The sequence below is a fragment of the Sphingomonas sp. CFBP 8765 genome (assembly GCF_014841445.1).
GTDB classification, from domain to species: domain Bacteria; phylum Pseudomonadota; class Alphaproteobacteria; order Sphingomonadales; family Sphingomonadaceae; genus Sphingomonas; species Sphingomonas aerolata.
The window spans coordinates 591,748-604,128 of sequence record NZ_JACYTY010000002.1 but is presented as its reverse complement, the minus strand read 5'-3'; the positions used below and the strand labels follow the sequence as shown (position 1 = coordinate 604,128).

At 67.3% G+C, this 12,381-nt stretch carries 12 protein-coding genes; 1 reads left to right on the top strand and 11 read right to left on the bottom strand.

Annotated elements, in window-relative coordinates:
- Nucleotides 1–152: 152 nt before the first annotated feature.
- The 10 genes from IFT87_RS07395 to IFT87_RS07350 form a co-directional block, all read right to left on the bottom strand.
- Nucleotides 153–2,198, bottom strand: coding sequence for an acetyl-CoA carboxylase biotin carboxylase subunit (locus IFT87_RS07395; protein WP_192007975.1), 2,046 nt, complete (start codon nt 2,196–2,198; stop codon nt 153–155).
- A 55-nt stretch (nt 2,199–2,253) separates the two neighbouring features.
- Entirely contained in the window at nt 2,254–2,613 is a 360-nt protein-coding gene (locus IFT87_RS07390) for a lysozyme inhibitor LprI family protein (protein WP_037530771.1), read from the bottom strand.
- Nucleotides 2,604–3,725 carry a biotin synthase BioB gene (bioB, locus tag IFT87_RS07385; protein WP_192007974.1) on the bottom strand — a complete coding sequence of 374 codons (1,122 nt, stop codon included), beginning with the start codon at nt 3,723–3,725 and terminating at the stop codon, nt 2,604–2,606. The genes IFT87_RS07390 and bioB overlap by 10 nt, the downstream gene beginning before the upstream one ends.
- On the bottom strand, nt 3,725–5,869 hold the full coding sequence (gene scpA / locus IFT87_RS07380) for a methylmalonyl-CoA mutase (RefSeq protein WP_192007972.1): 2,145 nt from the start codon (nt 5,867–5,869) through the stop codon (nt 3,725–3,727). Before scpA ends, bioB begins: the two co-directional genes overlap by 1 nt.
- Nucleotides 5,870–5,991: 122 nt before the next feature.
- Nucleotides 5,992–6,777: an enoyl-CoA hydratase-related protein gene (locus tag IFT87_RS07375; protein WP_192007971.1), complete on the bottom strand. Its 786-nt coding sequence runs from the start codon at nt 6,775–6,777 to the stop codon at nt 5,992–5,994.
- A gap of 214 nt (nt 6,778–6,991) precedes the next feature.
- On the bottom strand, nt 6,992–7,411 hold the full coding sequence (gene mce, locus IFT87_RS07370; RefSeq protein WP_192007969.1) for a methylmalonyl-CoA epimerase: 420 nt from the start codon (nt 7,409–7,411) through the stop codon (nt 6,992–6,994).
- Nucleotides 7,408–7,926 (bottom strand): hypothetical protein, encoded by a 519-nt coding sequence (locus IFT87_RS07365; RefSeq protein WP_037530776.1) that lies wholly within the window; start codon nt 7,924–7,926, stop codon nt 7,408–7,410. The genes mce and IFT87_RS07365 overlap by 4 nt, the downstream gene beginning before the upstream one ends.
- Nucleotides 7,923–8,135 (bottom strand): hypothetical protein, encoded by a 213-nt coding sequence (locus IFT87_RS07360; RefSeq protein ID WP_037530777.1) that lies wholly within the window; start codon nt 8,133–8,135, stop codon nt 7,923–7,925. Before IFT87_RS07360 ends, IFT87_RS07365 begins: the two co-directional genes overlap by 4 nt.
- Nucleotides 8,132–8,434: a hypothetical protein gene (locus tag IFT87_RS07355; RefSeq protein ID WP_056673713.1), complete on the bottom strand. Its 303-nt coding sequence runs from the start codon at nt 8,432–8,434 to the stop codon at nt 8,132–8,134. Before IFT87_RS07355 ends, IFT87_RS07360 begins: the two co-directional genes overlap by 4 nt.
- Nucleotides 8,435–8,493: 59 nt before the next feature.
- Nucleotides 8,494–10,020 (bottom strand): acyl-CoA carboxylase subunit beta, encoded by a 1,527-nt coding sequence (locus tag IFT87_RS07350; RefSeq protein WP_031441840.1) that lies wholly within the window; start codon nt 10,018–10,020, stop codon nt 8,494–8,496.
- 101 nt (nt 10,021–10,121) lie between these two features.
- On the opposite strand from IFT87_RS07350, the gene IFT87_RS07345 reads away from it, so the two are divergent.
- Nucleotides 10,122–11,516, top strand: a complete 1,395-nt coding sequence (locus tag IFT87_RS07345; protein ID WP_037530790.1) for a helix-turn-helix domain-containing protein — start codon at nt 10,122–10,124, stop codon at nt 11,514–11,516.
- A 297-nt stretch (nt 11,517–11,813) separates the two neighbouring features.
- Here the strand turns inward: IFT87_RS07345 and IFT87_RS07340 are convergent, their stop codons facing one another.
- Nucleotides 11,814–12,215, bottom strand: a complete 402-nt coding sequence (locus IFT87_RS07340) for an acyl-CoA thioesterase (RefSeq protein ID WP_107931458.1) — start codon at nt 12,213–12,215, stop codon at nt 11,814–11,816.
- Nucleotides 12,216–12,381 lie beyond the last annotated feature (166 nt).

Here is a 12,381-nt window from a genome sequence, read left to right as displayed (position 1 = left end):
TGGGAAGGCTCGAGTAACGACGCGCAGCGCTAGCCTAGCCACATCCCCCAACTGGACCCCGGCCTCCGCCGGGGTGGTGGACCCCATGTTCTCCCGCGCAGGCGGGAGCCCAGTCTGGGTCCCCGCCTCCGCGGGGACACAAGGGCTCAAGCCTATTCCAGCTCCAAAATCACCTGATCCACCGCCAAGCTGTCCCCCGCCGCGGCCGATACCGACTTCACCACGCCGGTCTTCTCCGCGCGCAGGATATTCTCCATCTTCATCGCCTCGACCACCGCGAGCGCCTGCCCCGCCTCGACCCGGTCCCCCGCCGCGACGTCGAGCCGCACCAGCAGCCCCGGCATCGGGCAGATCAGGAATTTCGACAGATCGGGCGCGACCTTCTCGATCAGGTGCGCGGCATAGGGCGCGACCCGCGCGGGCAGCACGCGCGCGACATGGCTCGCGCCGCGCGTCGTCAGCCTGAACCCGGCACGCGCCTTCGCGATCCGGATCGTCAGATGCTCGTCGCCCTCGACCATCACCATCCGGTCCCCCGGCGTATATTCGAGCGACAGGTCGAGCGCTTCGCCATCGACTGAAATCCCGTCGGTCGACACGCGCACGCGGTGATCGGTCCCGCCGATCGTCACCACCCAGTCCGCAGGCGGCCGCAACCGCCGCCCGAGCTGCCCGTCGATCCGCCGCGCGCGGTCGGCTTCTGCCGTCGCGGCAAAGGCGGCAACCGCGGCCAGCGTCGTCAGCAACGCCGCATCCGCGGGCGCGCCGTGGAACCCGTCGGGATATTCCTCGGCGATGAACCCGGTCGTCAGCGCCCCCGACTGGAAGCGCGGATGCTGCATGATCGCCGACAGGAAATCGATGTTGTTCCCCGGCCCCTCGAGCTCGAACGCGTCGAGCGCCGCGATCTGCGCCGCGACCGCCCCCTCGCGCGTCGGCGCCCAGGTGATCAACTTGGCGATCATCGGGTCATAGAACATGCTGACCTCGCCCCCCTCGCGCACGCCATCGTCGACACGGACGCGGGGTTCGGCGGAATCCACATCCCCTCCCCCGTTCGTGCTGAGCGAAGTCGAAGCACCCTCGCTCAGGGCGAACGGGAGAGGCGGATTATACCGCACCAGCCGCCCGATGCTCGGCAGGAACCCGCGATACGGATCCTCCGCATAGACCCGGTTCTCGATCGACCAGCCGTTCAGCTTCACCTCGTCCTGCGCGAACCCCAGCGGCTCGCCCGCCGCGACGCGGATCATCAGCTCGACCAGATCGAGCCCGGTAATCTCCTCGGTCACCGGATGCTCGACCTGGAGCCGCGTGTTCATCTCGAGGAAGTAGAATCCCTCGCCGCTCGTGTCCGCGCCCGACACGATCAGCTCGACTGTCCCGGCAGAATAATAGCCCACCGCCCGCGCCAGCGCGACCGCCTGCTCGCCCATCGCTTTGCGCATCTTCGACGTCACGAACGGCGACGGGGCTTCCTCGACGACCTTCTGGTGCCGCCGCTGGATCGAGCATTCGCGCTCGTTGAGATAGACGATGTTGCCATGCTGGTCGCCGATCAGCTGGATCTCGATATGCCGCGGGCTTTCGATGAACTTCTCGATGAACACGCGGTCGTCGCCGAACGACGCCAGCCCCTCGCGCTTGGTCGCCTCGAAGCCCTCGCGGACGTCCTGCTCGCTATACGCGAGCCGCATGCCCTTGCCGCCGCCGCCCGCCGACGCCTTCATCATCACCGGATAGCCGATGTCGCCCGCGATCCGCACCGCCTCGTCGGTATCCGCGATCTCGCCCAGATAGCCCGGCACGACGTTGACGCCCGCCGCCTTGGCGAGCTTCTTCGATTCGATCTTGTCGCCCATCGCCGCGATCGCAGCGGGCGGCGGCCCGACGAACGCGATCCCCGCCTCGGCACACGCCCGCGCGAAGCTCTCGCGCTCGGACAGGAAGCCGTAACCCGGATGGATACAGTCCGCGCCCGTCTCCTTGGCCGCCAGCAGGATCAGCTCGGCCTTGAGATAGCTTTCCGCCGCGGGCGCTGGCCCCAGCCGCACGCTCTCGTCCGCCATCAGCACGTGCGGGCTGCGCACATCGGCGTCGGAATAGACCGCGACGGTCTTGATCCCCATCGCCTTGGCGGTGCGCATCACGCGGCATGCGATCTCGCCGCGATTGGCGACCAGGATTTTCTTGAACATCTCTCGCCCTAAACTGTGCCGTCTCCCCGGCTTGGCGCCGGGTGCGGACGTGTATTTACTGGTACCACATCATCGATTTGAGCTGCGCGGTCCGTGCCTTGGTCAGGCCGGTGCGACAGCCGGCGATCGTCATCCCCTGCGCCGATCCGCCGGCATATTGCCCGCCCTCGATCACGCATTGCGTGTCGCGGAATTTCAGCCACGCGCGCTGGCTTTCGAGCAGCGATCCCGCAAACCCGAAGCCACCGCCACGCGACGTGTCCTGCGCATCGCGCCGCTTCATATAGGCGTAGGTCCGCTTCCACTGCGCGGTCATCGCCGCGTCCGCCTGCGCATAGCTGCTGCCCGCGGACCGGGTCATCTGCGCCTGCGACTGCATCGGCGCGGCGGCGACCAGGAGTGCGATCAGCAGCATGTCTTGGCCTCGCGCATCGGTTCGGCACCCGTCATCGGCGTCATCCCCAGCTTCGCCAGCAACGCCGCATCCGCGCTGTCGCCCGCATTGCCCGTCGTCAGCAGCGTGTCGCCGGTGAAGATCGAATTCGCCCCCGCCATGAAACACAGCGCCTGGGTCGCCTCGGACATGCTCTCGCGTCCCGCCGACAGCCGCACCATGCTCAGCGGCATCGTGATCCGCGCGACCGCGACGGTCCGCACGAACTCGATATCGTCGATCTTGGCGAGCGGCGTGTCGGCGAGCATGTTGCCGAGCACCGTCCCCTTGACCGGCACCAGCGCATTGACCGGCACGCTCTCGGGATGCCGCGGCAGCGTGGCGAGCGCGTGGACGAAGCCGACGCGGTCGCCGCGCGTCTCACCCATCCCGACGATCCCGCCGCAGCACACCGAGATGCCCGCATCGCGCACATTGGCCAGCGTCTCCAGCCGGTCCTCGAAGGTCCGCGTGGTGATCACGTTGCCGTAATTCTCCGGCGAGGTGTCGATATTGTGGTTGTAGTAATCGAGCCCCGCATCGGCGAGCTGCCGCGCCTGGTCCGCGTCGAGCATCCCGAGCGTCATGCACGTCTCGAGCCCCATCGCGCGCACGCCCTCGACCATCGCGACGACCTTCGGCATGTCCCGCGGCTTCGGGTTGCGCCACGCCGCGCCCATGCAGAACCGCTGCGATCCCGCCGCCTTGGCGTGCGCGGCGTCGGCGAGCACGGCATCGACGTCCATCAGCTTTTCCGCCTTCAGCTGCGTGTCCGCGCTCGCCGACTGCGAACAATAGCCGCAATCCTCGGGGCACCCGCCGGTCTTGATCGACAGCAATGTGCACAGCTGCACCTCGCTCACCGCATGATGCGCCCGGTGCACGGTCTGCGCCCGGTACATGAGTTCGTCGAACGGCAGGTCGAACAACGCCGCGATCTCCGCGCGCGTCCAGTCGGTCCTTGTGCCGTTCCCCGGCGAAGGCCGGGGTCCAGTTGGAGAGGTCGACGTAACGGAGGACTGTACGTCGTCACGACCGGCGCCCAACTGGGCCCCGGCCTTCGCCGGGGAAGTATCTTCGAGACTGTTCAGCATTATTCTGCGGCTTCCTCTTGCGGGCCCATATTATGGCCGAGGAGCTTCAACACGTCCTCGGCGGCCTGGATCAGGTTGGTGCCGGGTCCGAAGATCGCCTGGACCCCGGCATCACGCAGCGCCTGATAGTCCTGTGCGGGAATAACGCCACCCGCGATCACCTTGATATCCGCGCGTCCCGCCTCGCGCAGGTGGCCGATCAGCTCGGGGATCAGCGTCTTGTGCCCCGCCGCCAGGCTCGACGCGCCGACCACGTCGACGTCCTTGGCCAGCGCCAGCGCGGCGACCTCCGCCGGGGTCTGGAACAGCGCCCCCGGCACGATCTCGAACCCCAGATCGCCGAACATCGACGAGACGAGGTTGGCGCCGCGGTCATGCCCGTCCTGCCCCATCTTGGCGACCAGCATGCGGGGCTTGCGTCCCAGCCGCCGCTCGGTCGCTTCGACCCCGTCGGTCAGTCGCGTCCAGCGCGCATCGTCCTCATACGCGCCGCCATAGACGCCCGACACCGGCGTCGGCTGCGTGCCATAGCGCCCGAACACATCCTCCATCGCCGACGAGATCTCGCCCAGCGTCGCCCGCGCCCGCGCGCACTCGACCGCCAGCGCGAGCAGGTTCTCCGACCCCTTCGCGCCCTCGCGGAGCGCATCGAGTGCCGCCCGGCACGCATCCTCGTCGCGCGTCGCCTTGACGCGCGCAATCCGCTCGACCTGGCCGGCGCGCACCGCGACATTGTCGACGTCGAGGATCTCGATCGCGTCCTGTTCGGCGAGTCTGTACTTGTTCACCCCGACGATCACGTCCTCGCCGCGATCGACGCGCGCCTGGCGTCCCGCCGCGGCTTCCTCGATCATCGCCTTGGGCCAGCCCGCCGCGACGGCCTTGGCCATCCCGCCCTCGGCCTGGATCCGCTCGATCAGCGTCCACGCGCCGTCGACCAGGCTCTGCGTCAGGCTTTCGACATAGTAACTGCCGCCCAGCGGATCGACGACTTTGGTCATCCCCGTCTCTTCCTGCAGCACGATCTGCGTGTTGCGCGCGATCCGCGCGGAAAAGTCGGTCGGCAGCGCGATCGCCTCGTCGAGCGCGTTGGTGTGGAGCGACTGCGTCCCCCCCAGCATCGCCGCCATCGCCTCGATCGTCGTGCGCATGACGTTGTTGTACGGGTCCTGCTCGGTCAGCGACACGCCCGACGTCTGGCAATGCGTGCGCAGCATCTTCGACCGCTCGTCCTGCGCGCCCAGCTCGGTCATCGCGCGGTGCCACAGCACGCGCGCGGCGCGCAGCTTGGCGATCTCCATGAAGAAGTTCATGCCGATCGCGAAAAAGAACGACAGCCGCCCGGCGAACTTGTCGATGTCGAGCCCGCTCGCGACGCCGTATTTGACGTATTCCATGCCGTCGGCGATCGTGAAGGCGAGCTCGTGGAGCTGCGTCGCCCCCGCCTCCTGCATGTGATAGCCGCTGATCGAGATGCTGTTGAACTTGGGCATCTCGCGCGACGTGTAGCCGAAGATGTCCGAGATGATCCGCATGCTCGGCTCGGGCGGGTAGATGTACGTGTTGCGGACCATGAACTCCTTGAGGATGTCGTTCTGGATGGTCCCGTCGAGCAGGTGCCGCGGCACGCCCTGCTCCTCGCCCGCGACGATGAAGAAGGCGAGAATCGGGATCACCGCGCCGTTCATCGTCATGCTGACCGACATCTTGTCGAGCGGAATGCCGTCGAACAGGATCTTCATGTCCTCGACGCTGTCGATCGCGACGCCGGCCTTGCCGACATCGCCCGTCACGCGTGGATGGTCGCTGTCATAGCCGCGGTGCGTCGCCAGATCGAACGCGACCGAGAGCCCCTTCTGCCCCGCGGCAAGATTCCGCCTGTAGAACGCGTTCGACGCCTCCGCGGTCGAGAACCCCGCATATTGCCGGATCGTCCACGGCCGCCCCGCATACATCGACGCCCGCACCCCGCGCGTGAACGGCGCGAACCCGGGGAGGCCGGGGTCGGCGGTCACGTCCGCCGCGGTATAGAGCGGCTTGACGTCGATCCCCTCCGGGGTCGCCCAGGTCAGGTCGGCGCCCTTCACCTCTTTCGCGGCAGCGGCCTCCCACTCGACAAGCGTCGGATTTGGTTTGTCAGTCATACTCTAGTTCCCCGGCGAAGGCCGGGGCCCAGCCCTAAAATAAATCGCGCGCGGCAGCGCGTTCGATGCTGCGCATCGAGCCTGGGCCCCGGCCTCCGCCGGGGAACGAGAAGCGCGCGTGGTCACTTCCCCGTGAACACCGGCTTGCGCTTCGTCAGGAACGCGATCCCGCCTTCCATCGAATCCGCAGACCCGCGCGCGGCCCGCTGGTTGACCGCCTCGGCCTCCATCGCGCCCGCATAATCGCTCGCATACGCAGCCGTAATCGCGCGCCGCATCAGCCCCAATGCCACCGTCGGCATCGCCGCCAGCCGCTCCGCCAGCGCGAACGCCTCCGCGTCGAGCGCGTCGTCCGCGACGACCTTGTGCACCATCCCCCAGTCGAGCGCCTTCGCCGCGGGCACCCGCTCGCCGAGCATCATCATCTCGGTCGCCCGCGCACGGCCGATCAGCCGCGGCAGCATCCACGACGCGCCGCCATCGGGCACCAGCCCGATATTGACGAACGCCTGGAGGAAATACGCGCTTTCGCTCGCGACGCAGAAATCCGCGGCGAGCGCGAGGCTGCACCCGATCCCCGCCGCCGGCCCGCGCACCGCGCTCACCACCGGCACGCCCAGATCGGCGATCGCCGCCATCGCCGGATTATAGCTCCCCGTCAGCGCCTGATAGGTCGCCGCACCCGGATCGTCCGACCCCAGCGCCCCGCCACCGACATCCGCGCCCGAACAGAACGCCCGCCCCGCACCCGCGATCAGCACCGCCCGCGCACCGTCGAGCGAGGCGACCGCGGCGGCGATCTCCTCGAACATCGCCGGCGGCGCCGCATTCAGCCGGTCGGGCCGGTTGAGCGTCAGCACCAGCACGTCACCGCGCCGCTCGCTCAGGATATGCTCATAGGCGGTCATGCCAGTCTCCCCCATCGATTACGCCCCAGTCGGCTAGCCACGCCCCTTCCGTTCGCCCCGAGCGAAGCCGAAGGGCAAGCCCCACCCCGTCCGTTCGCCCTGAGCGAAGTCGAAGGGCACGCCCCACCCCCGCCGTTCGCCCTGAGCGAAGTCGAAGGGCCTGAGTCCCACGCACTCCGACCACGCCCAGCACCAACGGACAAAGGATGCGGGGTCAATGATCCTCCCCCGGCGTCTCCATCAACTCCACGAGCATGCCGCCAAAGTCCTTCGGGTGGACGAACACGATCGGCGTGCCATGCGCACCGATCCGCGGTTCGCCGAGCACCGTCGCCCCCTTCGCCTTCAGCTCCGCGACCGCGGCCGCGATATCGGGCACTTCGAAACACACATGATGCTGCCCCCCCGCCGGGTTCTTGCGCAAAAACCCCGCGATCGGCGAGCTGTCGTCATAAGGTTCGATCAGCTCGATCTGCGTGTTGGGCGCATCGATGAAGCACACCTTCACGCCCTGCGCAGGCAGGTCGAACGGCTCCCCGATCACCGTCGCGCCGAGCAGCAACCGATACGTCTCGACTGACTTCGCGATCGACGGCGTCGCGACCCCGACATGGTTGAGGCGGCCCAGACTCATTGCGCATCCTCCGCCGCGGGCGGCGCAGGCGGCGGCGGCGGCACGACGCCCAGCGTATAGCCGCACACCCCCAGCACCTGCCGCACCATCCCATCGCTCGCCGGCGCGGCGAAATTGGCCTGCACCGCAAAGCCCGCGCCGTTGGTCGCCTCGACCCGCAGCGTCTTCGATTTCACCAGGAACGTCGTCAGCCGGGTGATCGCCACGGGATCGGTGATGTAGGTCCCCGTCCCCGGAAACTGCCAGTTATAGGTGAAGGCCGGCCCGCCATCGAAGCGCACCGCGACCGGCTTGTCCGCGCCCTGCCCCAGCGACTGCGGCTGGATGAACTGGATCGACACGATCGACTCGGTGCCGACGTCGCACTTCACGACGAACCGCGACAGCCCGTCATTGCCCGTGACCGAGGTGGAGATGCTCCGCACCCCCGCCGCATTGGTCCGGTCGGCGAGCTTCCACGCGGGCGTTGCTGTGCTTGTTGCAGCCGCGGCTTGAAGAAGCAGAAGCGCGATCATTGCTCGATCCTCGGGGTCGGCCGTATCCCGGACCGCATTTCCTCGAACGTTTCCAGACGGATCAGGCGTCCGTTGATCTGGATGACCGAGTCGACCACACGTCGCACCTGCCCGTTGGTCGCGGCAAGTTCCTCGTTCAATCGCTCGACCTTGCTGCGGAGCAGGATGACGGACTCGATCGTGCGCATCGCGTCGCCAATCATGCTCATGCGACACGCTCCGCGTCGAGCAGGCCGGCGTCACGCAGCCTGGCGTCGATATCGGCGCGCAGACGCTGCTGCCCCTCGATCGCCGCATCGAGCGCGGCGTGCATTGCCGGAAGCGCCTCGTCGAGTTCGTGGATCAACAGCTTGAAGCGGTCGTCCTCGGTCATGTCGCCCTCGACGACATAGCGCGAGGTCGCCTCGCGAACGACATGCCCCACGGACATGCCGTTGCTCGCCGCAAACGCGTCGAGCGCCGCCTTGTGATCGGGGGTGGTCAGAAACGTCACGCGTTCGGTCTGCATGTCACGACTCCTTCGCATGACATGATAATGTGCTTGGCATGACCCAACAAGCCGCCCCCTCAGAGCGGGATGTTGTCATGCTTCTTCCACGGATTCTCGATGCTCTTGCCGCGCAGCTTGCGCAGCCCCAGCGCGATCCGCCGCCGTGTCGAATGCGGCTGGATCACCTCGTCGATGAAGCCCTTGCTCGCCGCGACGAACGGGTTGGCGAAGCGCGCCTCGTACTCTGCGGTGCGCGCGGCGATCTCCTCGGGCGTCTTGCCGCGGAAGATGATCTCGACCGCGCCCTTCGCGCCCATCACCGCGATCTCCGCGGTCGGCCATGCATAGTTGAGGTCGCCGCGCAGATGCTTCGACGCCATCACGTCATACGCGCCGCCATACGCCTTGCGCGTGATCACGGTGATCTTCGGCACGGTCGCCTCGCCATATGCGAACAGCAGTTTCGCGCCGTGCTTGATGATCCCGTTATGCTCCTGCGCGGTGCCGGGCAGGAAGCCGGGGACGTCGACGAACGTCACGATCGGAATCTCGAACGCATCGCAGAAGCGCACGAACCGCGCCGCCTTCTTCGAGCTGTTGATGTCGAGCACGCCCGCGAGCACCATCGGCTGGTTCGCGACGAAACCGACGGTCCGCCCCTCGATCCGCCCGAAGCCGGTGATGATGTTGGCCGCATGCGCCGGCTGCGTCTCGAAGAAATCGCCCTCGTCGACGACCTTCCGGATCAGCTCGTGCATGTCATAGGGCTGGTTCGCCGACGCCGGGATCAGCGTGTCGAGGCTCTCCTCGACCCGGTCCCACTCGTCCGCAGTCGGCCGCTCGGGCACGCCCGCACGGTTCGATTCGGGCAGGAAATCGAAGAAGTCGCGCGCCGCGAGCAGCGCCTCGATGTCGTTCTCGAACGCATTGTCCGCGACCGACGTCTTGGTCGTGTGCGTCACCGCGCCGCCCAGCGCCTCCTGCGTGACCACCTCGTTCGTCACCGTCTTGACCACGTCGGGCCCGGTCACGAACATGTAGCTCGAATCCTTCACCATGAAGATGAAGTCGGTCATCGCCGGGCTGTACACCGCGCCGCCCGCACACGGGCCCATGATCAGCGACAGCTGCGGCACGACGCCGCTCGCCAGCACGTTGCGCTGGAACACCTCGGCATAGCCGCCAAGGCTCGCGACGCCCTCCTGGATGCGCGCGCCGCCGCTGTCGTTCAGCCCGATGATCGGCGCGCCGACCTTCATCGCGCTGTCCATCACCTTGCAGATCTTCTGCGCGTGGCGTTCGCTGAGCGACCCGCCGAATACCGTGAAATCCTGGCTGAACACGAAGACGAGGCGGCCGTTGATCGTGCCCGATCCGGTGACCACGCCGTCGCCGGGGATCACCTGGTCCTGCATGCCGAAATCGACGCAGTTATGCTCGACATACATGTCGAGCTCCTCGAACGATCCCTCGTCCAGCAGCACGTCAAGGCGCTCCCTTGCGGTCAGCTTTCCCTTGGCGTGCTGCGCTCCGATCCGCTTGATACCCCCGCCCACTCTTGCGGCTTCGCGGCGTCGTTCAAGCTCTTCGATCGTCGATGACATCGTCTCTCCGTCCTGCTGGGGGCTTTCACAGAGCGGGACGCAATGCGCAAATGCAATGTTGCAAACTTGTGCCACCCATGTTTGCAAACTACACCCGCAGCATGACCAATCCCCCACGCCGCCTCTTCGTCGGACACCGGCTGCGCGACCTTCGCGGCACGCTCGGGATCAGCCAGGCGGCGATGGCGGTCCGGATCGGCATCTCGGTCAGCTATCTCTCGCAGATCGAGAATGGCGACCGCCCGGTCAGCGAAGCCGTGCTCGTCACCTTGGCGCGCGAATTCCCCGCCGACTGGGGCAGCATCGACGCCGCCGACGATACCGCGCTGCTCGTCGCGACGCTCGAGGCCGTCACCGACACCAGCGTCGCCGCCCCCACGCTCGACGAGAGCGCGATCCGCCGCGCGGTGAAGCACCAGCCGCTGCTCGCCCAGCGGCTCGTCGCGATGCACGACGCCTATCGCCGCGCGCAGGAACAGTTGCGCGCGCTCGACGACCGGCTCGTGGCGGGGTCAGGCGCGCCCGGGCTGCTCCCCTGGGAGGATGTCCGCGACTGGTTTCACGCCGCGGGCAATTATGTCGACATGCTCGATCGCCGCGCGGAGGAAATCGGCGAGACGCTCGGCAGCGACCGGATCGCAGCACTCGAGGCGCGGCTCGCGGCGCGCGGCGTCTCGGTGACGATCTCGGGCGCGCTCGCCGCACCGTTACGCGACTATGACGGCGCGACCTTGCGGCTCGACGGATCGCAGCCCGGCGAGACCACGCTCTTCTCGCTCGCGCATCAGGTCGCGCGCGGCGAATTCGCCGATCTGATCGCCGACATCGTCGCCGCCTCCGACATGGCGTCGGAGACCGCGCGCGCGCTGCTGACCGCGGGCCTCACCAATTACGCCGCGGGCGCGATCGTCATGCCCTATACCCGGTTCCGTAGCGAGGCGCGCAGCGTCCGCCACGACATCGACCGGCTGCGGCGGATCTTCGGCACCAGCTTCGAACAGACCTGCCACCGGCTCTCGACGCTCCAGCGCCCCGGCGCGCTCGGCATCCCGTTCTTCTTCTGCCGCGTCGACATGGCGGGCAACATCACCAAGCGCCACTCCGCCACCCGTCTCCAGTTCGCGCGCTTCGGCGGCGCCTGCCCCTTGTGGATCGTCCACGAGGCGGTCGCGATTCCCGACCGCATCCTCACGCAGCTGCTCGAGACCAGCGACGGCATCCGCTACGTCTCGATGGCCAAGGGGCTGGTGAAACCGTCCGAAACCTATACCCGCCCTGCGCGCCGCTATGCGGTGGCGCTCGGCTGCGAGGAGGCGAACGCGTCCGAATTCATCTACGCCGACGCGCTCGGCACCGGCGGTATCGCCACCCCGATCGGCGCATCCTGCCGCATCTGCCTGCGCCCCGACTGCGACCAGCGCGCGTTCCCCCCCGCCGCCAGCGAGATCCGCGTCGACCCCAACCGCCGCGGCGCGGTCCCGTATGAGGTGGTGTGAGCGGCTAGACCACCTCCCCGGCGAAGGCCGGGGCCCAGTTGGGGGCCGGAAATAACGTGAGGCGACGCGGAGTCACGAGGGCCTTCCCACCTGGACCCCGGCCTCCGCCGGGGAGGTGGTGTATATGGCTGACCGCTCACCACAATCGAGCGACCCCAGACCGACGACCGCACTCAGCCCTAAAACCCGTCATCCCCGCGAAGGCGGGGATCCAGACCGGCAAACCACGGCGATACCCACAAAGGCCAGCCAGTCTGGCTTCCCGCCTCCGCGGGAATGACGGCGGGTCTAGGCCCCTCAATCCTTCGGAAAGAACCGCTCCACCACATGACTCGCCAGTCGCGAAGGCCGCAGCGTCTCCGCATCCAGGCAACACCAGCTCGACTTCACCTCGGCGAGCACATCCTCGCCGCGCTTGATGATCGTCTCGTAGAACGCCCGCGCGCCCTGCACCTTTTCGAGCAGCACCGTCGCGATCACGTCGTCGTCGAGAAACGCCGGTTTGCGGTAGGTAATCTCGTGTTTCAGCGCGACCCACAAATGCCCCGCCACCGCCTCGGCCGGGGCGAGACGCTGCCAGTGATCGATCACCGCGGCCTGTACCCACTTCAGATAGTTCGCGTTGTTGACGTGACCCATGAAGTCGATGTCGGCCGGCTCGATGCCGATGGCGTAGATATGGGGAATGGCTGTTGACACCCCACCCATATAGCATGGGCGCGGGCTTATAGCGATGACGACGCTGCTTCGACACCGACAATAAACGCTATTCCGGCCTGCCGCGCTTGTCCCTAGCATGATGCAACGCCGCCCTCTTGTGTTGCCTAAATACAACACCATCTCTGGCCAAAGACCACAGGGATAC